The organism is Micromonospora sp. R77 (assembly GCF_022747945.1).
Taxonomy (GTDB): Bacteria; Actinomycetota; Actinomycetes; order Mycobacteriales; family Micromonosporaceae; genus Micromonospora.
Genome location: NZ_JALDST010000001.1, coordinates 4,202,425 through 4,223,948, shown reverse-complemented (window position 1 = coordinate 4,223,948; position 21,524 = coordinate 4,202,425). Strand labels below are relative to the sequence as shown.

Annotated in this window: 21 protein-coding genes and 2 pseudogenes; 7 read left to right on the top strand and 16 right to left on the bottom strand. The window is 74.1% G+C overall.

What is annotated here, in order from left to right:
* The 4 genes from MRQ36_RS19980 to rsmD all read right to left on the bottom strand — a co-directional run bounded on the left by MRQ36_RS19980 (position 1) and on the right by rsmD (position 2,369).
* Entirely contained in the window at positions 1 to 564 is a 564-nt protein-coding gene (locus tag MRQ36_RS19980; protein WP_242797599.1) for a DUF177 domain-containing protein, read from the bottom strand.
* A 109-nt stretch (positions 565 to 673) separates the two neighbouring features.
* On the bottom strand, positions 674 to 1,171 hold the full coding sequence (locus MRQ36_RS19975; protein ID WP_242797597.1) for a hypothetical protein: 498 nt from the start codon (positions 1,169 to 1,171) through the stop codon (positions 674 to 676).
* 149 nt (positions 1,172 to 1,320) lie between these two features.
* Positions 1,321 to 1,809 (bottom strand): pantetheine-phosphate adenylyltransferase, encoded by a 489-nt coding sequence (coaD, locus tag MRQ36_RS19970; protein WP_242797595.1) that lies wholly within the window; start codon positions 1,807 to 1,809, stop codon positions 1,321 to 1,323.
* Positions 1,806 to 2,369, bottom strand: coding sequence for a 16S rRNA (guanine(966)-N(2))-methyltransferase RsmD (gene rsmD, locus MRQ36_RS19965; RefSeq protein WP_242797593.1), 564 nt, complete (start codon positions 2,367 to 2,369; stop codon positions 1,806 to 1,808). Before rsmD ends, coaD begins: the two co-directional genes overlap by 4 nt.
* A gap of 248 nt (positions 2,370 to 2,617) precedes the next feature.
* Between rsmD and MRQ36_RS19960 the strand changes: the two genes are divergently transcribed.
* On the top strand, positions 2,618 to 3,577 hold the full coding sequence (locus MRQ36_RS19960; RefSeq protein ID WP_242797591.1) for a cell wall anchor protein: 960 nt from the start codon (positions 2,618 to 2,620) through the stop codon (positions 3,575 to 3,577).
* 220 nt (positions 3,578 to 3,797) lie between these two features.
* Here the strand turns inward: MRQ36_RS19960 and MRQ36_RS19955 are convergent, their stop codons facing one another.
* From MRQ36_RS19955 to MRQ36_RS19945, 3 genes and pseudogenes are all read right to left on the bottom strand, one after another.
* The gene (locus tag MRQ36_RS19955; protein ID WP_242797588.1) at positions 3,798 to 4,730 is read right to left on the bottom strand and encodes a serine hydrolase; all 933 of its coding nucleotides are present in this window, start codon (positions 4,728 to 4,730) and stop codon (positions 3,798 to 3,800) included.
* A gap of 230 nt (positions 4,731 to 4,960) precedes the next feature.
* Entirely contained in the window at positions 4,961 to 7,162 is a 2,202-nt protein-coding gene (gene recG, locus MRQ36_RS19950) for an ATP-dependent DNA helicase RecG (protein ID WP_242797586.1), read from the bottom strand.
* A pseudogene (locus MRQ36_RS19945) lies at positions 7,159 to 8,783 on the bottom strand (DAK2 domain-containing protein). Before MRQ36_RS19945 ends, recG begins: the two are co-directional and overlap by 4 nt.
* A gap of 237 nt (positions 8,784 to 9,020) precedes the next feature.
* Here MRQ36_RS19945 and rpmB point away from each other — a divergent pair.
* A complete protein-coding gene (gene rpmB / locus MRQ36_RS19940; protein WP_088963534.1) occupies positions 9,021 to 9,212 on the top strand; it encodes a 50S ribosomal protein L28 in 192 nt (63 codons plus the stop codon).
* A 281-nt stretch (positions 9,213 to 9,493) separates the two neighbouring features.
* Here rpmB and MRQ36_RS19935 read toward each other — a convergent pair whose 3' ends face one another.
* The gene (locus tag MRQ36_RS19935) at positions 9,494 to 9,961 is read right to left on the bottom strand and encodes a GNAT family N-acetyltransferase (protein ID WP_242797584.1); all 468 of its coding nucleotides are present in this window, start codon (positions 9,959 to 9,961) and stop codon (positions 9,494 to 9,496) included.
* 66 nt (positions 9,962 to 10,027) lie between these two features.
* Positions 10,028 to 10,966, bottom strand: coding sequence for a thiamine-phosphate kinase (locus tag MRQ36_RS19930; RefSeq protein ID WP_242797582.1), 939 nt, complete (start codon positions 10,964 to 10,966; stop codon positions 10,028 to 10,030).
* A 164-nt stretch (positions 10,967 to 11,130) separates the two neighbouring features.
* Between MRQ36_RS19930 and MRQ36_RS19925 the strand changes: the two genes are divergently transcribed.
* Both MRQ36_RS19925 and MRQ36_RS19920 read left to right on the top strand, forming a co-directional pair.
* Positions 11,131 to 11,364 carry an Lrp/AsnC ligand binding domain-containing protein gene (locus MRQ36_RS19925; RefSeq protein WP_013284547.1) on the top strand — a complete coding sequence of 78 codons (234 nt, stop codon included), beginning with the start codon at positions 11,131 to 11,133 and terminating at the stop codon, positions 11,362 to 11,364.
* 9 nt (positions 11,365 to 11,373) lie between these two features.
* Positions 11,374 to 11,991 (top strand): DUF3515 family protein, encoded by a 618-nt coding sequence (locus MRQ36_RS19920; RefSeq protein WP_242801231.1) that lies wholly within the window; start codon positions 11,374 to 11,376, stop codon positions 11,989 to 11,991.
* A 121-nt stretch (positions 11,992 to 12,112) separates the two neighbouring features.
* Here the strand turns inward: MRQ36_RS19920 and MRQ36_RS19915 are convergent, their stop codons facing one another.
* A complete protein-coding gene (locus MRQ36_RS19915) occupies positions 12,113 to 13,213 on the bottom strand; it encodes a D-alanine--D-alanine ligase family protein (RefSeq protein WP_242797580.1) in 1,101 nt (366 codons plus the stop codon).
* A 209-nt stretch (positions 13,214 to 13,422) separates the two neighbouring features.
* Here MRQ36_RS19915 and MRQ36_RS19910 point away from each other — a divergent pair, with 209 nt between their 5' ends.
* Positions 13,423 to 14,661 carry a 26S protease regulatory subunit gene (locus MRQ36_RS19910; protein WP_242797578.1) on the top strand — a complete coding sequence of 413 codons (1,239 nt, stop codon included), beginning with the start codon at positions 13,423 to 13,425 and terminating at the stop codon, positions 14,659 to 14,661.
* A 49-nt stretch (positions 14,662 to 14,710) separates the two neighbouring features.
* Here the strand turns inward: MRQ36_RS19910 and MRQ36_RS19905 are convergent, their stop codons facing one another.
* Positions 14,711 to 14,941 (bottom strand): hypothetical protein, encoded by a 231-nt coding sequence (locus MRQ36_RS19905; protein WP_242797576.1) that lies wholly within the window; start codon positions 14,939 to 14,941, stop codon positions 14,711 to 14,713.
* Positions 14,942 to 15,241: 300 nt separating this feature from the next.
* On the opposite strand from MRQ36_RS19905, the gene MRQ36_RS19900 reads away from it, so the two are divergent.
* Both MRQ36_RS19900 and MRQ36_RS19895 read left to right on the top strand, forming a co-directional pair.
* Positions 15,242 to 16,087: a helix-turn-helix transcriptional regulator gene (locus MRQ36_RS19900; protein WP_242797574.1), complete on the top strand. Its 846-nt coding sequence runs from the start codon at positions 15,242 to 15,244 to the stop codon at positions 16,085 to 16,087.
* 5 nt (positions 16,088 to 16,092) lie between these two features.
* Complete coding sequence (locus MRQ36_RS19895) at positions 16,093 to 16,293, top strand: DUF397 domain-containing protein (RefSeq protein WP_242797572.1); 201 nt, start codon at positions 16,093 to 16,095, stop codon at positions 16,291 to 16,293.
* Between the two features lie 88 nt (positions 16,294 to 16,381).
* On the opposite strand, the gene MRQ36_RS19890 is transcribed toward MRQ36_RS19895, so the two are convergent.
* The 5 genes and pseudogenes from MRQ36_RS19890 to MRQ36_RS19870 all read right to left on the bottom strand — a co-directional run bounded on the left by MRQ36_RS19890 (position 16,382) and on the right by MRQ36_RS19870 (position 21,473).
* The gene (locus MRQ36_RS19890) at positions 16,382 to 17,434 is read right to left on the bottom strand and encodes an ROK family protein (RefSeq protein WP_242797570.1); all 1,053 of its coding nucleotides are present in this window, start codon (positions 17,432 to 17,434) and stop codon (positions 16,382 to 16,384) included.
* Positions 17,435 to 17,641: 207 nt separating this feature from the next.
* A pseudogene (locus tag MRQ36_RS19885) lies at positions 17,642 to 18,434 on the bottom strand (putative protein N(5)-glutamine methyltransferase).
* 186 nt (positions 18,435 to 18,620) lie between these two features.
* On the bottom strand, positions 18,621 to 19,736 hold the full coding sequence (locus tag MRQ36_RS19880; RefSeq protein ID WP_242797568.1) for a cystathionine gamma-lyase: 1,116 nt from the start codon (positions 19,734 to 19,736) through the stop codon (positions 18,621 to 18,623).
* 7 nt (positions 19,737 to 19,743) lie between these two features.
* Positions 19,744 to 20,751: an NAD(P)H-dependent glycerol-3-phosphate dehydrogenase gene (locus tag MRQ36_RS19875; RefSeq protein ID WP_242797566.1), complete on the bottom strand. Its 1,008-nt coding sequence runs from the start codon at positions 20,749 to 20,751 to the stop codon at positions 19,744 to 19,746.
* The gene (locus MRQ36_RS19870; RefSeq protein WP_242797564.1) at positions 20,748 to 21,473 is read right to left on the bottom strand and encodes a 1-acyl-sn-glycerol-3-phosphate acyltransferase; all 726 of its coding nucleotides are present in this window, start codon (positions 21,471 to 21,473) and stop codon (positions 20,748 to 20,750) included. The genes MRQ36_RS19875 and MRQ36_RS19870 overlap by 4 nt, the downstream gene beginning before the upstream one ends.
* Positions 21,474 to 21,524 lie beyond the last annotated feature (51 nt).

Here is a 21,524-nt window from a genome sequence, read left to right as displayed (position 1 = left end):
CTACTCCTCTGTACGGTTCAGTTGCGACAGGCTCGCCCAACGCGGGTCGATCTCCTGGTGGCTGTGGTCGGCCGGCAGGTCGTCCCAGTGCACCCCGCACTCGGGGCACAGGCCTGGGCAGTCCTCCCGGCAGAGCGGGTTGGTCGGCAGCTTGAGCACCACCGCGTCCCGCAGCGCCGGCTCCAGGTCGATCAGATCGTCCTGCATCCGGCCCACCTCGTCCTCGTCGGTCGTGGCGTCCGTGGTGCTGTTCTCGTACGCGTACAGCTCCTGGACGTTCACGACCACCGAGTCGTCGATCTCGCGTAGGCAGCGGCCGCACTCGCCCTTGACGGGACCGGTGATGGTCCCGGAGACGAGCACGCCCTCGGACACCGACTCCAACCTCAGGTCGAGGTCGAGGTCCGCGCCTTCCGGCACGCCGATCAACTCCACGCCGAGGTCCGCCGGTGCCGGCACCACCCGCTTGACCGTACGCAACGCACCAGGTCGGCGCGGCAGGTCCCTCGTGTCGAGGACCAGCGGCGACCTGGGGTTGAGTGATGAAGACGAGTGTTTGGGCATAGTCAGACTCCGGCCGGTGAGAGGCCGACAAAAAAGGTTACCTGGGCGACCACCCGACCGTCGAACCGGGGGCGTCGGGTGCCCCGCCTGTCGGCTGCCGGGGTGCCGCTCAGAAGGGTAGCGGGCGATCCGCCTCGTCGCCCGCGAAGGTCCCGATCTCCCGCAGCGCGTGCATCTTGTCCCGGCCCCGCTCTATCGAGGCGAGCGCCCGGGTGAGGAACTGCTCGAAGTTGGCCAGCGCGGTGTCGACGTAGTCGTCGACCTCGTCCCGCAGCCGCTGCGCCTCGGCCCGGGCCTCGGCGATGATCCGGGCGCCCTCGTGCTCGGCGGAGACCGTGATCTCGTTCACCGACACCAGGCGGGCGTGTTCCGCCTCACCCTCGCTGATGATCCGGTCGGCCTCCCGCTTGCCGGCCTCCATGATCTTGTCCCGCTCCTCCAGCAGGGCGGCGGCCCGACGCAGGTCGGCGGGGAGGTCGGCGCGCATCTCGTCGAGGATGGCGATCAGCTCGCCCCGGTCCAGCATGCAGTTGTTGCGCGACATCGGGACGGAGCGGGCCTGCTCCACCATGGCGATCAGTTCGTCGATGCGATCGAGCGGGTCCACCGGTACCTCACTCCTGTCGTTCGTCGGCCGACCTACATGATGCGGGTTACGGCCGGGTTCCCGCTCCACCAATGATGTCGTGCGCGGGCGACAGGTGGGCCATCCGCCCCGGCCCGGCGCGTCGCGCCGGAGGCGTCACGGTGGCCGGGTCAGCCGGGCTGCTGCGGCGTCAGCCGGGCCCGGAGCTGCTCGCGCACCACGTCCGGGACGTGGGAGGAGATGTCCCCGCCCCACTTGGCGACGTCCTTGACCAGACTGGAGGAGAGGAACGAATAGAGCGGGTTGGTCGGCATGAAGAGGGTCTCCACGCCGGCCAGGCCGATGTTCATCTGCGCCATCTGCAGCTCGTAGTCGAAGTCGCTGACCGCCCGCAGGCCCTTGATCAGCACACTCGCCTGCTGGGCCCGGCAGAAGTCCACCAGCAGCCCGCGGAACGACTCCACCCGCACGTTGTCGTACGACGAGGTGACCTCGCGGAGCATCTCGATCCGCTCGTCCACGGTGAACAGGCCGCTCTTCGACTGGTTGACCAGCACTCCGACGATCACCTCGTCGAAGAGCCGGCTGGCCCGGCCGATGATGTCGAGGTGTCCGTTGGTGACCGGATCGAACGAGCCGGGACAGACCGCACGTCTCATGATCGGCGACCGTACCAAAGGGTGGTCTCGCCGTAGCGGCGGCTGCGCTCGGCGGTGATCCCCTCCACCCAGGTGACCTGGCCGCTGCGACTGGACCGCTCCACGATCACCAGCGCGTCCGGGGCCAGCCAACCGCCGTCGACCAGCGCGGCGAGCATCGCGGTGACCTCCTCGTCGGGCACCGCGTACGGGGGGTCGGCGAAGACCACGTCGTACGGGTCGCCGTCCGGGCCGGCGGCGAGCACGGTGGCCACCCGGCCGGTGACGAGTCGGGCGGCCGGGGCGGCGCGCAGGGCGGCGACGTTCTCCCGGATCACCCGGGCCGCCCGGGCGTCGGACTCCACCAGCAGCACGTGCTCGGCGCCCCGGGACAGCGCCTCCAGCCCGACCGCGCCGGAGCCCGCGTAGAGGTCGGCGACGCGCGCCCCGACCAGGTCCACGTGCGCCTGCACCGCGCTGAACAGCGCCTCGCGTACCCGGTCGGAGGTGGGTCGGGTGCCGGCGCCGGGCGGCGCGGCGAGCCGCCGGCCGCCGAGCGTGCCGGCCACGATCCGGGTCACCGTCTGCTCCTGCGCATGCCTCTGACGCTACGCGACGGCCGGCGCAGGCCGGGCGACCCGCCGCTGACGCCACCGTTCGATCACCCCGCGTACATCAATGATCTCAGATATATAACAGACCCTTTACGAGGCGTCGATCGACGTGACGTCCGGCGAACGGATCTCGCTAGTGTCTGCCGGGTTGCCGCGCGGACGAGGTCCCGATCCGTCCGCCGCACCCTCCGATCCTCCCCTCATCAGGAGCAGACGTGCACCGTCTCCACCTCCGGCGTGCCGCCGTCCTCACCGCCGGCGCGCTGATCGGCCTCGCGGGCGTGGCCACCGTCGCCGGCCCGGCCCTGGCCCACCACCCCCAGCCCTCCGGCAGCTACTGCGCGGCCGGGGACGGCAAGGTCACCGTCAACTGGTCGGTGGGCAGCAACGTGCCCGACCTGACCGGCAAGATCACCCGGATCGAGTCCTCCGTGCCCGGTGACATCACCGGCAGCCTGGCCGTCGGGGCGACCCTGAACGAAGAGGGCGGCGAGCCGCTGACCGGCAGCCAGACCCACACCTTCGAGGGCGCGATCCCCGAGCTGAAGCTCACCGTCGAGGCCCGCTGGGTACGCGACGACAAGGTCATCCAGACCTGGCAGAGCGTCGTCGCCCAGCCCTCGCAGGACTGCGGCCCGGCTCAGACGCCGTCGCCCACGCCCAGCTCCCCGGCGCCCAGCTCCCCCGCGCCGAGCGCCACCCCGGAGCCGAGCCGGTCGCCCGAGGTCACCCCGTCGCCGTCCGCGTCCCGCCCGGCCAGCCCGTCCGCGACGCCGCCCGCCGCGGCGGAGCCGGCCGAACCGGTGTTCCAGCTCGAGCAGACCTGCGACACGATGACCTTCATCGTCGAGAACCCGGCGAAGGGCATCCCCTTCACCGCCACGCTGACCACCGAGAAGGGCGTCACCAAGAAGCTCGTCTCCGAGCCGGGCAAGACCACCTCGGTCAGCTTCGACGCCTACCGGGGCCTCAAGGTCACGGCCAAGTACGACGTGGTCGAGGACGCCGAGACCATCCCGTACACCCAGCCGAAGGACTGCTCGGGCCAGGGTGGCGGCCTGCCGGTCACCGGCCCGGCCGCCGGCGCCATCGCCGGTGGAGCCGTCCTGCTGCTCGCCGCGGGCGCGGTGCTCTTCGTGGTGGCCCGCCGCCGTCGGGTCCGCTTCACCGCCTGATCCTGCCCGGATCGCCGGAGGGCGCGTCGACCACCCGGTCGGCGCGCCCTCCGCGCAGCACCACCCTCCGCGAGCCCGACCTGCAAGATCACGCTCGAAGCGGGAAACAGTGGCCTCGGGCGCGGGTGGGCACTGTTCCCCGGATCGAGCGCGACCTCGGCGGGGCAGCGCGCGGACAGCGCCGGTGGGAGGGGTGGGTGCACGGGCGAGCGGGGCGCGGTCAGGCGGCGGTGAGGACCTGGTCGACCAGCGAGAGGGCGGCGGTGTCCTCGTTGGTGAGGAGCACCAGCCGACGGTCGGAGTCGGGCAGCCAGGCGGCGAACGACCGGAACCCGGCGTTCTCCCCGGAGTGGTGGACCGCCCGCTCCCCCGCCAGCGGCCCGAGGAAACAGCCGTAGCCGTAGGCCGTCCCGGCCGAGCCGGTCGGCGCGTACGCCGTGGTCATCCGCGCGACCGAGGCGGTGGTGAGGAGACGCCCCCGCCTCGGCACGTCGAGCCAGGTGAGCAGGTCGTCAGCGGAGCACCAGACGTCCCCGGCACCGACGTTCACCATGTCCAGGTCCCAGGACGGGACCGGCCGTCCGGCCGAGTGCCCGACCGCCACGTCGGGGCGGTCGCCCGGCGCACCGGCGAAGCTGTCGGTCATCCCCAGCGGCGCGAAGACCTCGGCGGCGAGGAAATCGGCATACGGGCGGCCGGCGGCCCGCTCGACGGCGTGGGCCAGCAGCACGTAACCCGGGCTGCTGTAGTGCCACCGGGCCCCCGGACGGAACAGTGGCGGAACGTTCCGGAAGAGGGCCCGCAGCTCCACCGGTCCGGTACGCCGGGCCAGGTCGATCAGCGGGTAGTCCTCCCAGTGGCCCAGCCCCGAGGTGTGGTTCAGCAGGTGGTGCAGGGTGATCCCGCGCCACTCCGGCGGGCAGTCGGGCACCCAGCGCTCGACCGGGTCGGTCACGTCGAGCGTCTGCCGCTCGGCCAGGAGCAGCACCGCCGCCGCGGTCATCTGCTTGCTGATCGACGCGATCTGGAACCGCGTCCGGCGGGAGCAGGGCGTGGAGAGGGCGTCGTCACCGGCGCCCCCGACCTGTTCCACGACCAGTCGGTCACCTCGGGCCAACAGCAGCACACCACGCGCGAGCGAAGGAGTCGACATCGCCGCATCCTAGGCGCGTCGACCCACCGGGGTGGGGGCAGCGGTCACGCCGCCACGGGCGACGCAGCCACTCCCGCCGACACTGCCGGACCCGGTCGTCCGGGCTACCGCCGCCGAGAGGATCGCCCGCGAGGCGCGCCGGGAACCGACCACAGTGGACTCGCTCGGGGACGGGCCGGTGTCCCTGCGCTGGACGCCACCAGGGCGCCGCCGTGGAGCGCCGGCGAGGGTCAGCCCTTCTCGAGGTATTCGGCGCGTTCGGAGTCGACCAGCGCGGCCACCGACGCGGCCAGCGCCGGATGGCGGGTCAGCTCCGGGTCCTCCTCGACCAGGGCGATCGCCTCCGCCCGGGCGTCCCGGATCAGGTCCGCGTCGCGTCTCAGGGACAGCAGCCGCAGGTGCGAGCGGCGGCCGGACTGGGTGGCCCCCAGCACGTCACCCTCGCGGCGCTGCTCCAGATCCAGCTCGGCGAGCTTGAACCCGTCGGTGGTGCCGGCGACCGCGTCGAGGCGTTCCCGGGCCGACGAGCCCTCCATCGCCTCGGTGACCAGCAGACAGAGCCCCGCCGCCGAGCCCCGGCCCACCCGGCCGCGCAGCTGGTGCAGCTGGGAGACACCGAACCGGTCGGCGTCCAGCACGATCATCACGGTGGCGTTGGGCACGTTGACGCCGACCTCGACCACGGTGGTGGCGACCAGCACGTCCAGCTCGCCGGCGGCGAAGGAGCGCATCACCGCGTCCTTCTCGTCGGCGGGCAGCCGCCCGTGCAGCACGCCGATCCGCAGCCCGTGCAGCGGGCCCTCGGCGAGCAGCGGCGCCACCTCGGTCACCGCCAGCGGCGGCCGCTTCCCGTTGTCGTCCTCACGCGGCGGCTCCTCCTCGGAGCCGGGGCCCTCACCGATGCGCGGGCACACCACGTACGCCTGGTGGCCTTTGCCGACCTCCTCGCGCACCCGGCGCCAGGCCCGGTCGAGGAAGGCCGGCTTCTCGGCGGCCGGCACCACGTGCGAGGCGATCGGCGAGCGGCCCTGCGGCAGCTGGGAGAGGGTGGAGACCTCCAGGTCGCCGTAGACGGTCATGGCGACCGTGCGCGGGATCGGGGTGGCCGTCATCACCAGCACGTGCGGCGGCTGGTCGGCCTTGGCCCGCAACGCGTCGCGCTGCTCCACGCCGAAGCGGTGCTGCTCGTCCACCACCACCAGGCCCAGGTCGGCGAAGTCGACCCCCTCGTAGAGCAGGGCGTGGGTGCCGAGCACGATCCCGGCCCGGCCGCCGGCCACCTCCGCCAGGGCCCGGCGGCGGGCCGCCGCGCCGAGCGAGCCGGTGACCAGTTCCACCCGGGTCGCGCCGTCGGCTGCCCCCAGCTCGCCGGCCTGCGCCAGCGGCCCGAGCAGGTCGAGCATCCCCCGGTGGTGCTGCGCGGCGAGGACCTCGGTCGGGGCGAGCAGGGCCGCCTGCCCGCCGGAGTCGACCACCTGGAGCATGGCCCGCAGGGCCACCACCGTCTTGCCCGAGCCGACCTCGCCCTGCAGCAGGCGGTGCATCGGGTGCGCGGCGGCCAGGTCGGCGGCGATCTCCACGCCGACGTCCTGCTGGCCGCTGGTCAGCTCGTACGGCAGCCGGGCGTCGAACGCGTCGAGCAGTCCGCCGGGGCGGCCGGGCCGGGACTTCGCCGGCCAGTCCGCCGCCCGGTGCTTTCGCTGCACCAGGGTGAGCTGCACCGCGAACGCCTCGTCCCACTTGAGCCGGCGGCGGGCCCGATAGAGCTCCTCCTTGCTGGAGGGTCGGTGGATCTCGCGCAGCGCCGCCCCGATGCCGACCAGGTTGCGGTCGGCCCGCACGGTGGCCGGCAGCGGATCCTCCGGCGGGGTGAAGGTGTCCAGCACCACCCGGACGCAGCGGGCGATCACCCAGGTCGGCACCGCCGCGGCGGCCGGGTAGACCGGGATCAGCGCCCCGGCAAACTCCTCGACCTCCTCGTTGGCCGCCGCCTCGCCGTCGCCGCCCTCACCGAGCAGCACGTATTCGGGGCCGTTGAGCTGGCGCTTGCCCCGGAACTCGGTGACCTTGCCGGCGAACAGCCCCCACCGCCCGGGGCGCAGCTCCCGCTCCCGCCACGCCTGGTTGCCGAAGAAGGTGCAGGTGAGCACCCCACCGGAGCCGTCGCCGACGGTCACCTCCAGCAGGTTGCCGCGCCGCTGCCGCATCGGCCGGACGGCGGTGCGCTGCACCTGGGCCAGCACGGTGACCTGCTCACCGACGTCGAGCGAGCGGATGTCGGTGTGCTCGCCGCGCTCGTCGTACCGACGGGGGAAGTGGTAGATCAGGTCCCCGGCGGTGTGCAGGTCGAGGTGGCTCGCCAGGGCCTTGGCGGTCTTCTCCCCGACCAGCTTCTTCAGCGGCGTGTCCACGGTGGACGGATCGGACGTCATTCGACCCCTATCAGGAGCGGATAGTGCGGCTGACCGCCCTCGTACGCCTGCACCTCGACGAACGGCCAGGCGCGCTCGACGTGCTCGCGCACCCGGTCGGCCAGCCCGGCCGGGGCGTCCGCCCCGCAGAGCAGGGTGACCAGCTCACCGCCGCCGCCGAGCATCCGGTCGACCACCGCGGTGCAGGTGTCGAGCAGCTCGGCGCCGATCAGGTGCACCTCACCCTCGACCAGGGCCAGCACGTCACCCGGGCGGCACGGGCCGGCGACGGTGAGCGCCTCCCGGCTGGCGTGGCACACCTCGGCGTAGCGGCAGGCGCCGGCCGCCTCCGCCATCGCGATGACGTCGTCCTCGAAGCGCCGGCCCGGGTCGCGGACCGCGAGGGCCGCGAGGGCCTGCACCGGGGAGCGGGTGGGGACCACGCTCACCTTGACGCCGAGCCGGTGCGCCTCCCGGGCCGCGGCGCTCGCCACCGACTGGGTGTTCGGGTCGTTGGGGAGCACCACCACCCGGGCCGCGCCGCTGGCCCGGACGGCGTCCAGCAGCTCGCCGGTGGACGGGTTGCCGGGGACCACGGTCGCGCCCTCACCGGCGAAGAGCTCGGCGATGCCCGCGCCGGTCGCCACCACCACCGCCGCCCGCCCGTCCGGCAGCACCGCCGGCAGGGCCGGCGCGGGGGCCACCTGGTCGGCGAAGCGGGTCACCGAGATCCGGTGCGGGCGACCCGCCGTCACCCCGCCTCGATGGCCGCGCCTACGTCGTTGACGTGCACGTGCACGTTCCAGGTGGCGACGCCGGGGCCGCCGTCGCCGACCACCACCAGCGAGTCGCCCAGCGCGTCCAGCTCGCCGCGCAGCCGGGCCACCGCCTCGTCGGTGGCGTCGAGCAGGTACTGCACCTCGTAGGCGTACGCGTCGGAGCCGGTCTCCCCGGACGGCGGTGGCCGGCGGTCGGACCGCGGGCGGCGCGGGCTGCCGGCTCGGGCACGCGCTCCCCGGTGACCACCTCGACCAGCGCGTCGAGCAACAGGCAGAGGCCGCGCCCGCCGGCGTCGACCACGCCGGCGCGGGCCAGCGCGGGCAACTGCTCGGGGGTACGCGCCAGCGCGCGGGCCGCCCGCCCGCCGCCGCCCGGGCCACCGCGCGCAGGTCGTCGGTGTCCGCCTGCTCGGCGGCGCGGGCGGCGGCCGAGACGACGCGCTGAGCAGGGTGCCCTCCACCGGCCGGGCGACCGCGGCGTACGCGGCGGTGGTCGCGTCACCCAGCGCGGTGGCGAGCTGCCGGCCGCGCACCTCCGGGGCGGCGGCGAGCGCGTCGGCGAAACCGCGCAGGATCTGCGACAGGATCACCCCGGAGTTGCCCCGCGCGCCGAGCAGCGCACCCCGGGCCATCAGCCGCAGTGCGTGCCCGTGCGGGGTGTGCCCGTCGTCGGGGAGGGTGCCCAGGTCCATCGCGAGCGCCTGCTGGGCGGAGGTGAGGGTGAGCACCAGGTTGGTGCCGGTGTCGCCGTCGGGCACCGGATAGACGTTGAGGTCGTCGATCTCGCCCTGGTGCCGCTGCAGCGCGGCCAGCCCGTTCGCGCACCAGCGGCGCACCGCGGCGGCGTCGAGGGTCTCCAGCACGTCGGGAAGCCTACTGGCGCACACCGACACCCGCCCGGGCCGACCGGCCCCCGTCGGCGTGTCCGACGGCCCGGGGCCCGCCGCCCGCGCCCCGCCGGCACCGGTACGCTGGGCCGGGCCGCAGCCGGGTCGACCAGGCCGGTTGGGCGGACCGGTGGGTCATCGGGTAACCTGACCAGGTTGCCCGGGCAGCGCCTGCTGGCGACCTCATGAACGTATCAATCCCAGGAGTATCCCGTGGCTAGCGTGTGCGACGTCTGTGGCAAGGGACCGGGCTTCGGCCACAACGTGTCCCACTCGCACCGGCGGACCAACCGCCGCTGGAACCCGAACATCCAGTCGGTGCGTACCCCGGCCGGTGGCGGCAACACCAAGAAGATGCAGGTCTGCACCTCGTGCATCAAGGCCGGCAAGGTCACCCGCGCCTGACGCGGTAGCGCCTCCACCTCGAAGACTGCCGGCACCGGCGGACCGTCACGGTCCGCCGGTGCTGTCGTGTCCGGCGAACGTTCCACCACCTCCGGTCGAAGACCCGGCCCGCCTGCGCCGGGGCGCACCCGGCGCTGCCGGCGTCGCCGCGCCCCGCGCCCCGCGCCCGAACATGGAAACAGTGGCCTCCCGCATCGCACGAGGCCACTGTTTCCTGGATCGAGCACGATCTTGGCGGGCGGCGCGCACGGGGCACGACGTGCGGGCGCGGGCGGGGCGGGTCAGAGGGGGCGGCCGAACGACAGGCAGCCGGGCTCGTCGGCGTAGAAGCCGAAGTTGGGGATCCGCTCGTAGCCGGCCGCGGTGTACATGGCGATCGCCTCGGGCTGCCGGTCGCCGCACTCCAGGACGATCCGCTTACGGCCGGCGTCCCGGGCCGACTGCTCGACCGCGGCCAGCACCGCGCGGGCCACGCCCCGGCCCCGGGCCGCCGGGCTGGTGTACATCCGCTTCAGCTCGGCCGTCTCGCCGTCGTCGCCGTGGCTGCGCCAGCCGCCGCAGCCGACCGGCTCCCCGCCGAGGTAGGCCACCAGGAACGTGCCGGCCGGCGGCTCGAACTCGGTCGCGTCGACCGGCGTCTCGTCGCCGCTGCCGCCGTACCGTCGGCCCAGGTCGGCCAGGGCCGCCCGGATCAGCGCCTGCGACTCCGGCGCGTCGAACGGCCGGGGAAGGATCTCGATCTCACTCACCGCAGAAGCGTACGACCGTGGCCGGTCCCGGACCGGTGCCGGCGGGCCCGGTCGGTCGTACGTCACTCAGCGGAAGTGGTCCCAGCCGGCCGGCCCGTCGTAGGCCGCGCCGTCGACGGTCACCCCGGCGCCGTCGGCCACCCGGCCGACCGGCCGCCATTGCGCGGGCAGCGCCACCGACTCCGGGAAGGTCGCGGCCAGCGCGTGGTCGTCGCCACCGCCCAGGATCCAGGTGTACGGGTCGACGCCGAGCGCCTGCGCGGCGTCCCGCATCTGCCGGGGCACCTCGAAGGCGTCCCGGCGCACGTCGATCGCGACCCCGCTGGCCTTCGCCACGTGCCCCAGGTCGGCCAGCAGCCCGTCCGACACGTCGATCATCGAGGTGGCCCCGAGCCGGGCGGCGTGCGGGCCTTCGGCGTACGGCACCTCGGGGCGGCGGAACGCCTCGACCAGCAGCCGGGGCGTACGGAAGCCCCGGGACAGCACGGTGCAGCCGGCCGCCGCCCAGCCGGTACGCCCGGCCACGGCCACCACGTCGCCGGGGCGCGCGCCGGACCGGACCACCGGGGCCCGGCCCGCCAGGTCACCGAGGGCGGTGACGGCGATGGTCAGGGTGGGACTGGCCGACATGTCCCCGCCGACCACGCTCGCGCCCACCGTGGCGGCCTCCGCGCCGAGCCCGTCGGCCAGTTCCTCCGCCCAGCCGGTCTCCAGTTCGGCCGGCATGCAGAGGGCGACCAGCAGGGCGGTCGGGGTGGCGCCCATCGCGGCGATGTCGGCCAGGTTCGCCGCCGCCGCCCGGTGCCCGACGTCCCGCGCGCCGGACCAGTCCCGGCGGAAGTGCCGCCCCTCGACCAGCACGTCGGTGGAGGCCACCACCCGCCGGTCCGGCGCCGCGACGACCGCGCCGTCGTCGCCGGGGCCGAGCAGGCAACTCTCCCCGTACGTCAGCCGGGCGGTCACCCGGTCGATCAGTCCGAACTCCCCGACACCCGCGACCGTCATCGTGTCCTCTCGTCGCGCTCGTTCATCCTCGTCGCCCGCCCCTGCCCGGGTCGGGGTGTGCTCGCTCACCGCGTCCGACCGACGACCGATAGGGATCAGCCCTGCTCCGTAAGGTAGTTTCACCCTTCGGGCCGCCCCAGGCGGCGACGGACGGAGGTCGAGTCGTGGTTCAGGCGTACATCCTCATCCAGACGGAGGTCGGGCGGGCGCGTGACGTGGCCGGTCTGATCGCGGACCTGGCCGGCGTGGTGCGCGTCGACGCCGTCACCGGGCCGTACGACGTGGTCGTGCTCACCGAGGCGAACACGGTGGACGAGCTCGGGAAACTCATCGTCAGCAAGGTGCAGATGGTGCCCGGCATCACCCGCACCCTCACGTGTTCGGTGGTGCGCCTGTAAGTGGACGAGATCACTTCCTCCCCCGCTCCCGAGGAGTCCCGACCGGCCGACCAGGCCCCCCGCCGGGACCGGGCGACCCGCCGCGCGGCGCTGATCGCCACCCTGGTCGCCCTGCCGATCACCGTGGCCGTGGCCGGGATCACCTTCGCGAAGCTCTCCCCGGACTCCCCCGCCGCCGCGCCGAGCCCGTCGGCGACCGCCGCCCGGCCGCAGTCGACCGCCCCGGTGGAGCTGCCCGCGCCGACGCTCGCCGAACGGCCGGCCGTCGTCTGCCGGGCGCTGGTGTCGCAGCTTCCCGACAGCGTGCGTGACCTGCGGCAGCGCCCGGTCACGTCCGGTCCCGAGCAGAACGCCGCGTACGGTGATCCGGCGCTGACCGTCGCCTGCGGCGGCAGCCCACCGGTCTTCGCGAAGACCGACGAGGTGTGGACGGTCAACAAGGTCTGCTGGCATCCCGTCGAGGAGGCCGACGCCACCGTGCTCACCACGGTCGACCGGGAGACCCCCGTCCGGGTCCGGATACCCCGCGACTACGCCCAACCTCTTCAGTGGGTCGCCCCGATCGCCGACGCGATCGTCTCCGCCGTCCCCTCGGCGAAGACCGCCCCCGCCGGCTGCACCCCCTGACCCCCACCCCTCACCCGCCGCAGGCCGTGCCTCGGCGCGCAGTTTCACGGAAAGAGTGGCCTCCCGAGCGGGAACGGCCACTCTTTCCGTGTATTCGGGCGGTTGCCGGACAGCGGCGGGGTCAGCGGGGGCCGGTGTCGCGGTGCAGGGCGGTGCGGATGAGACGGTTGACGAGCTTGGGATACTCCAGGCCGCTGGCGGCCCACATGCGGGGGAACATCGACGTCGGGGTGAAGCCGGGCATGGTGTTGATCTCGTTGAGGTAGACCTCGTTCTCCGGGGTGACGAAGAAGTCGACCCGGGCCAGGCCGGAGCAGTCCAGCGCGGTGAACGCCCGGGTGGCGTACTCGCGCACCCGGCGGGTGACCGCCTCGGGCAGGTTCGCCGGGATGTCGTACTCGCAGGCGTCGTCGATGTACTTGGCCTCGAAGTCGTACCAGTCGTGGCCGGAGATCACCCGCACCTCGGCCAGCACGGAGGCCTCGGGAGCCCCGCCGGCCTCACCCTCCAGCACGCCGCACTCGATCTCCCGGCCGACGACCGCGGCCTCCACCAGCACCTTGGTGTCGATCTCGCGCGCCGTGGCGACGGCCGCGTCGAGCTGGGACCAGTCGTCGACCTTGGTGATGCCGAAGGAGGACCCCGCCCGGGACGGCTTGACGAAGACGGGCAGCCCGAGCCGCTCCTTCTCCTCCTCGCTCAGCGTCATCCCGTTGCGCAGCACCGCGTACGGGCCGACCGGGATGCCCTCGACGGCGCAGAGCTTCTTGGTGAACTCCTTGTCCATCGCCGCCGCCGAGGCGAACACGTTCGCCCCCACGTACGGGATGTCGGCCATCTCCAGCATCCCCTGGATGGTGCCGTCCTCGCCGTAGGCGCCGTGCAGCACCGGGAAGACGACGTCCACGTCGGCCAGCGCCCGGGGGGCCTCGGTCGGGTCGAGCACCATCAGGCCGCCCGAGGTCGGCTCGGCGCGCAGCAGCACCTCGGTGCCGGCGCTCGCGGTGATCTCCGGCAGTTTCCGCGCCCGGATCGCGAGCTGGGCCGGGTCGCCGCTGGTCAGCACCCACTGGCCGGTCCGGGTGATGCCGACCGGCACCACTTCGAACTCGTCCGGGTCCAGGGCGCCGAGCACGCTGCCCGCGCTGACGCAGGAGATGCCGTGTTCGGGACTACGGCCGCCGAAGACGATCGCGACACGGGTCTTGCCTGGGGTGGTCACTGGAGGTCACCTCTTCGTTCGCGACTGCGGCTGGCCGTGCTCGCCGGTGGCGCTCACCCGGTTGACCTTACTGTGCGTGGCGGGCGGCCGATGCCGATACCCGGGGAGACCGCTCCGGCCGGCGCAACCGGTCAACGCACCATATACAGGGAGTAACCGACTTCCGGGGGCACCAGCGCCGCGCCGGCAGCTACTACGCTGCTCGTCCTATGAGCCCCGATCCGCTCGTCGACAGCCTGCTGGCCGCCCTCGACGCCCGCCCGGACGACCTGCCGCTGCGCCTGCACCTGGCCGGGCTGCTGCTGGACGCCGACCGGGGCGGGGAGGCGATCGCCCAGATCGGGCAGGCGCTCGCCCGGGACCCGGGCAACGCGCAGGCGCAGGCCCTGATGCAGCGGGCGCTGGGTGCGCCCGTACCCGAGGCACCGGCACCGGCGCGACCGGCGCCGGCCGGGCCGACGACCGACGACCCGCTGGCCGCCTACGAGCGCGAGCTGGCCGACGTCGTGCCGCCGCGCTTCGCCCGGGCCGGCGACGAACCGGAGCCGGTGACCGGCGAGGCCGACCGGGTGTACGACGTGGAGTCGTCCTCCGTCCGGCTGGCCGACGTGGGTGGCATGACGGCCGTGAAGGAGCGGCTGGAGCTGGCCTTCCTCGGTCCGCTGCGCAACCCCGAGCTGCGCCGGATGTACGGCAAGAGCCTGCGCGGCGGGCTGATGCTCTACGGTCCGCCCGGCTGCGGCAAGACCTTCCTGGCCCGAGCGGTGGCCGGCGAGATGGGCGCGAAGTTCCTCTCCCTGTCCATCGTGGACGTGCTGGACATGTGGATCGGCAACTCGGAGCGGAACCTGCACGAGTTGTTCGAGGCGGCCCGCCGCAACGCGCCCTGCGTGCTCTTCCTCGACGAGGTCGACGCGCTGGGCCACAAGCGTTCCCAGGTCGGTTCCAGTTCGATGCGGACGCTCGGCAACCAGCTCCTGGCCGAGCTGGACGGCATGGAGGGCAGCAACGAGGGGGTCTTCGTGCTCGCCGCGACGAACACGCCGTGGGACGTGGACCCGGCGCTGCGCCGGCCGGGCCGGCTGGACCGGGTGGTGCTGGTGCTGCCGCCGGACGCCGAGGCCCGCGCGGCGATCCTGGAGTACCACCTGCGGCAGCGCCCGATCGCCAACATCGACCTGCGCAAGGTGGTCGCGCGGACGGACGACTATTCCGGCGCCGACCTGGCCCATCTCTGCGAGACGGCCGCCGAGTTCGCGATGGCCGACTCGGTCCGTACCGGCGAGGTCCGGATGATCGAGCAGCGGGACCTGGAGCGGGCGCTGAAGGAGGTCCGCCCCTCCACCCGGCCCTGGCTCTCCACCGCCCGCAACGTGGCCATGTTCGCCAACGAGGGCGGCGTCTACGACGACCTGGTGGCCTATCTGAAGCGGCGCAAGCTGCTCTGACGTCGTCGCCGACGGTCGGCGGGGAGCGCGCCGACCGTCGGCGACGGGCTCAGTGGATCGCCTCCGGATCCTTGGGTCGCCGGCCGACGGCGATGACCTTCACCCGTTGCCGGCCGGCGCGGACCATGCCCAGCGCCATGAACGCGCCGGCGATCCGGTCGGCTGCCTCCCGGCTGGTCGCCCCGACGACCTGACGACGCCGCTCGGGGCTGGTCCGTTCGTTGCGGCCCAGCGCCTCGACGGGCCGGACATCGGTGAGCACCACGAGGAACCGGGTCACCGCCGGCCACCTCCGGCCGGTGGTGCGGCGACGGACCCGACCTTCCGGGAACGGCCTCCGGTCGACGTCATGCCCACCCCTTCCGTCGCTCGGCGATGGCGGGGCACGCGGCGATCGGGTCGTGGGGGAGAAAAACCCGATCGCCGCGCGCCCCATCCCCTCCGGTCGCCCACCACCACCGTCGCCACGACAACCGGCGGTGAGGACCTGGTCACAGATTGACAGGTGGACACGCGTGAATGCAACTCTCATCGACGTTCTCTCACGCCGATGTTCCCATCGATGTGCGACCATCGATTCATGGCTCCGAAGACGGCCCGGGCCCGACGGCTCGGCATCGCCCTGCGTACCCACCGGGAAGCCGCCGGCCTGACCCTGGAGGCGGCGGCCGACGAGATCAACAGCACCCGCAGCACCCTGTCCCGCTACGAGAACGCGCAGACCCTGGTCAACCCGGCCACCGTCCGCGCCCTGCTCACCCTCTACGGGGTGGGCGCCGACGAGGTGGCGGCGGCGGTGCAGCTGGCCAAGGACGCCCGCAAACCCGGTTGGTGGGTCTCGTACTCCTACCTGCTGGACCGGCGCACCATCGACTTCATCGCGCTGGAGGCGGAGGCGACCGGCATCGCGAACTTCGAACCGTCGGTGGTGCCCGGCCTGCTGCAGACCGCGGACTACATCCGGGGCGTCATGCGCGGCGGCCCGCACACCCTCAGCGACGACCAGGTCGAGCAGCGGGTCCACCTGCGGCTGGACCGCCAGCAGCGGCTCACCTCGGACGAGCCACCGATCCTGGACGCGATCATCGACGAGGGCGCGCTGCTGCGCCCGGTGGGCGACCGCACCGTGATGGAGGGGCAGCTACGACACCTGCTCAAGATGGGTGAGCTGCCGAACATCACCGTCCAGGTGATCCCGCTCGCGGCCGGCTACCACCGGGGCACCCGGGGGTCGCTGCACATCCTGGAGTTCGCCGACCCGGAGGACCCGATCATCGCCTCGGTGGAGACGGTGGCCGGGCAGATGGTCCTCGACCGGCCGGGCGACCTGCGTACCTGCACCAAGATCATGGAGCATCTGCGGACCGTCGCGCTGAGCCCGGCGGACAGCCGGGACCAGCTGGTCCAACTTCTGAAGGGACGGTAGAACCGATGACCTCCACGACCAGCCCGCAGCCGGATCCGGTCGCCTGGCGCAAGAGCAGCCACAGCGGCGACGAGGGCGCCTGCGTCGAGATGGCGGTGCTGCCCGGGGCGGTCGCGGTCCGCGACTCCAAGGACCCGGCCGGCCCGACGCTGCGCTTCACCCCGGCCGCCTGGACCACCTTCGCCGGCGCCCCACCCCGCCGCTGACCGGCCCGACGCCACCCTGCGCCGCCGCCCGGCGAGGTCGCGCCGCCCGGCCCAGGGTGCCGGCGCGTGGTGGCGGTCGCGTTGGTGGTCAGCCGGTGACGAGCGGGCCGGCCGGAGCGCCGGCCCGCAGGGTCTCCAACGCGGCGATGGCCACCCCACGCGCCCCGGCCATGTCCCGCTCCGGCACCAGGGCGAAGGCGGCGACCGCGGCCTGCTCGTCGCGGAGGACGGTGTGTTCCCGCACGGTGGCGAGGAACCAGTCCCGGAACTCCGGCGCCGCCTCCACCACCCCGCCGCCGACGAAGTACGCGTGCGGGTCGGTGAAGTTGGCGGCGATCGTGAAGAGCCGGCCCAACGCCATCGCCTGCTGGGTGAAGAGCTCCCGGGCGAGGCCGTCGCCGCGCTCGCCGTACCCGCGGACCAGCTTCGCCGCCCGGCCCGGCTCCTCGGCGGCCAGCGGATGCCCGGGGTGCCGGCCCAGCCAGTACGGCAGCAGGTTGTGCTCGATGGCGGTCAGCGAGGCGACGCTCTCCGCGTCCCCGGCGAAGCCGCACGCGCAGGTCGGCACCGCCTGGCCCGGCGCCAGCAGCGCGTCCAGCGGGATGTGCACGTGCCCGAACTCACCGGCCATCCCGGCCGCGCCGGTCACCACCCGGCCGTCCTCGACCACCCCGCCGCCCAGGCCCGTGCCGACGATGGCGGAGACCGAGGAACGGCGCATGGCGTCCGCGCCGAAGTGCACGTGGTGCGCGTAGAGCGCGGCGGCGTTGCCGTCGTTGTGGTAGATCACCGGCAGGCCGAGCCGCCGTTCCAGCGCGCCGCGCACGTCGTAGCCGCGCCAGGCCGGCTGGGCGAAGTTGGTGGAGCCGCGCGACGAGATGACCCCGGTGGCGCTCGCCGGGCCGGGGGTGTCCAGCCCGACCGCGCGGACCAGCTCACGCGGCACACCGGTCAGCGCGAGGACGCCGTCCAGCGCGCGGGCCAGCGCCTCGATCGCCGCCTCCGGGCCGGCCCGCACCTCGCTGGGGATCTCCACCAGGCCGTCCACCAGGAACCGGCCGTCGACCGTCAGGACGGTGGCGTTGTTGCTGGTCCCCCCGTTGTCGAGGCCCACCACCACCGGCACACCCGCGCTGCCCATCCGCCACCGCCTCCCGCCGACCGGTCCCGTCCTGAGGCTAGTTCCACGTCCACCGTCCCGCCACGCCTCGCGCGCACCGGGCCGGCCGGCACGGACGGCCCGGTGCAAAGGTGCGGAGGGCCGGAACGGCGTGCTGGCCGGCCGGCGGGCGGCGTGGACGGTCGGCCGGGACAGCGCCGCGGACGGCCGGGACAGCGGCGGGGACGGTCAGGCGGGGCGGCGGGCGGTGACCGCGGTGGCGTCGACCTCGTCGTCGCGCAGCACCGTCGGCTCCAGGCCACGGGCGGCGAACGCCCCGCAGAGGGCATCGACCTGACCGTCGCTGATCTCCACCACCAGGTGACCGCCCGGGGCCGGCCAGCCGGCCGCCTGGGCGGCGACCCGGCGCAGCACGGTCAGCCCGTCCGCGCCCCCGTCGAGCGCCACCGGGGCCTCGTGCAGGCGGGCCTCGGCGGGCATCAGCGCGACCGCCTCCGTCGGCACGTACGGGGCGTTCGCCACCACCACGTCGAGCTCGCCCCGCCACTGCGCCGGTACGGCCGCGAACAGGTCGCCGCAGAACACCGGCACGCCCAGCGGGGCGAGGTTGCGGCGGGCGCAGGCCACCGCAACCGGGTCGATGTCGGCGGCAGCCAGCCAGCAGGGCGCCAGCCGCCCGTGCAGCACCAGCGCGGCGGCGCCGCAGCCGCAGCAGAGGTCCAGCACGGCGGGCGCGGGACCGGCGACCGCGGCGGCGGCGGCCGACCAGCAGGGCGGTCCGCCCCCGGGGCACGAAGACGCCCGGGTCGACGGCGACCCGCAGGCCGCAGAACTCGGCCCAGCCCAGCAGGTGTTCCAGCGGCAGGCCGGCGACCCGCCGGTCCACCAGGTGGGTCAGTGCCTCGGCCGAGTCGGCGGCGGCGATCAGCAGGTCCGCCTCGTCCTCGGCATAGACGCAGCCGGCGGCGCGCAGCCGGTGCACCAGGGCGGGACGGTCGGGCGAAAAAGGGGACGGTGCCATGGGAAACCTCCGGGAACGCTCGTCGGCGCTCCCGGCGTCGCCTAGTTTCCCGGCGACGCGGACGCGGAGGGGAGCGCCGGTCCTGTCTGTCGGATCGGTCTCACCTCCTCCGGTCGGGGCCCGTACGGGCCGGGCGGCTCAGGGCCGCGCTCACGATAGCGCAGCGGCCACCCCGTCCGCCGCCCGTCAGGCCCGGCTGGCGTCGAGTGCGGCGGCGATGTCGGCCACCAGGTCGGCCGGGTCCTCGATGCCGCAGGAGAGCCGGACGAACCCGGGGGCGGTGTCGTCGCCCCACTGGGCCCGCCGGTCCGCGGTGGTGTGCAGGCCGCCGAACGAGGTGGCGGCGGCGACCAGCCGGGCGGCGTCGAGGAACCGGGCCACCCGGTCGGCGTCCCCCAGGTCGAACGAGAGCACGCCGGGCATCCGTCGCATCTGGACCGAGGCCACCGGGTACGCCGGGTCGCCCGGCAGCCCCGGCCAGCGCAGCCCGGTCACGTCGGCCCGCCCGTCGAGCAGTCGGACGACGGCCGCCGCGTTGGCCGACTGCCGGGCCAGCCGCAGGTCCATGGTCGCCAGCGAGCGGTGGGCCAGCCAGGCGTCGAACGCGCCCGGGACGGCACCGGTGGTGGTCCGCCACGCGGTCACCGGGTCCAGCAGTTCCGCCGAGCGGGTGGCCAGATAGCCGAGCAGCAGGTCGGAGTGCCCGGTCAGCGCCTTGGTGCCGGAGGCGACCACCACGTCCGCGCCGAGGTCCAGGGGCCGCTGCCCGAGCGGGGTGGCGGTGGTGTTGTCGACCGCGACGAGGGCGCCGGCGGCGTGCGCCCGCGCGGCGAGCGCCGGCACGTCGGCCACGTCCAGGCCCGGGTTCGCCGGGGTCTCCAGCAGCACCAGCCGGACGCCGTCGAACGACGGGTACGGCCCGGCGGTCGGCACGAAGCCGACCTGCACGCCGAGGGCGGCCAGGGTGTCGGTGGCGAAGGCCCGGACCGGGAAGTATCCGTCGGCGGGCAGCAGCACGGTGTCCCCGGGGCGCAGCAGTGCCAGCAGCAGCCCGGTGATGGCCGCCTGACCGCTGGCGAAGACCCGGCAGTCACCGCCCTCCAGCTCACCGATGGCCGCCTCCAGCAGCCGGCGGGTCGGGTTGTCCGGCCGCCCGTACCCGTTGGGTGTCGCCGACGGGCCCTGCCACGGGTCCAGGTGGTAGGGCGCGGCGAAGACCGGCCCCGGCAGGAACGGCTCCCCCGGTGTCGGCGCGGGCAGTCCGGCGTGCACGCAGCGGGTGCCGTCCCCGGGTTCGGTCATCGTCGCCTCACTCGTACGACTCGGGCTTGGCGGTCCGGCTCATCAAGGCGTCCACGGCGAGCCGCGGGTCCATCCCCTCGTGGCAGATCCGCTCGATCTGCTCGGTGATCGGCATCTCCACGCCGTGCGCCCGGGCCAGGTCACGGATCGCCAGGCAGCTCTTCACACCCTCGGCGGTCTGCCGGGTGGCGGCCTGCGCCTGCTCCAGGCTCTCGCCCCGGCCCAGGTGCTCGCCGAAGGTGCGGTTGCGGGCCAGCGGCGACGAGCAGGAGGCGACCAGGTCGCCCATGCCGGCCAGGCCGGCGAAGGTGATCGGGTCGGCGCCGAGCGCCACGCCGAGCCGGGCGGTCTCGGCCAGCCCCCGGGTCATCAGCATGGCCCGGGTGTTGTCGCCGAAGCCCATCGCGGTGGCGATGCCGTACGACAGGGCGATCACGTTCTTCACCGCTCCGCCGAGCTCGCAGCCGATCACGTCGTCGTTGGTGTACGGGCGGAAGTACGGGGTCCGGATCGACGCCTGCACCAGGGCCGTCCGGCGGCTGTCGGAGCCGGCGACCACGGTGGCGGCGGGCTGCTCGGCGGCGATCTCGGGGGCCAGGTTGGGCCCGGAGACGACCACCACCCGGTCGGCGGGCACCCCGGCGGTCTCCATGATCACCTGGCTCATCCGCTTGGTGGTGCCCAGCTCGATGCCCTTCATCAGCGACACCAGCGTGGCGTCCGGGTCCAGGTGGCGGGTCCACTCGGCCAGGTTGCCGCGCAGGGTCTGCGAGGGCACGGAGAGCACCACCACCTCGGCCCCGGCGATCGCCTCCTCGGCGTCACCGGTGGCGGTGACCCGCTCGGGCAGCCGCACGTCCGGCAGGTAGTCCGGGTTGTGCCGCCCGGTCCGGATCGCCTCGGCGACCGCCGCCCGGCGGGCCAGGACGGTCACGTCCCGGCCGGCGTCGGCGAGGATCTTGGCGAAGGCGGTCCCCCAGGACCCGGCCCCCAGCACGGCCACGTGCCCGCTCATTCGGTCACCTCGGGAGTACGCGTACGGGCGGGACGTTCCCACAGCGGCGGCGGGGTGCCGCCCCTGATCTCCGCGACCAGGTCGCGCAGCCGCAGCATGATGGTCTCGGTCATCTCCTCCAGCACCGCCCGGTTCGGGCTGGCGCCCGCCCAGGCGGTGAGGTCGACCGGCTCGCCGGCGACGACGGTCACCGGGATCCGGGGCCGCACGTCGAACCGGTTGGTCCGCGGGTCGAACATCCGCTCCGGCCCCCACATCGCCACCGGGATCACCGGCGCACCGGTGGCCAGCGCCAGCCGGGCCGCCCCGGTCTTGCCCTTCATCGGCCACAGCTCCGGCTGCCGGGTGATGGTCCCCTCCGGGTAGATCACCACAGCGCCGCCGGCGTCCAGCGCGGCGACCAGCTTGTCCAGCGACTTGACCGCGTCGACCGTGTTGCGTTCCACCGGGATCTGCTTGCACTTGCCGATGATCCAGCCGATCACCGGGACCCGGAACACGCTCGCCTTGCCCAGGAACTGGGGCCAGCGCCCGGCGTCGTGGATGAAGTGCGCGGCGACCAGCGGGTCGGCGTGCGAGATGTGGTTGGGCACGATGATGATCCCGCCGGGGCCGGCCAGCCGTTCCGCACCCCGCCAGGTGCGCCGGGTCCAGACGGTCAACACCGGCTTGACCAGCACCACGGCGAACCGTGGCCAGAACCCCAGCTTCCGCCGTGTCACCCTGCCTCCTCGTGCTGCCCCGAGCCCGCGCGCCCACGTCCCGCGACGAAA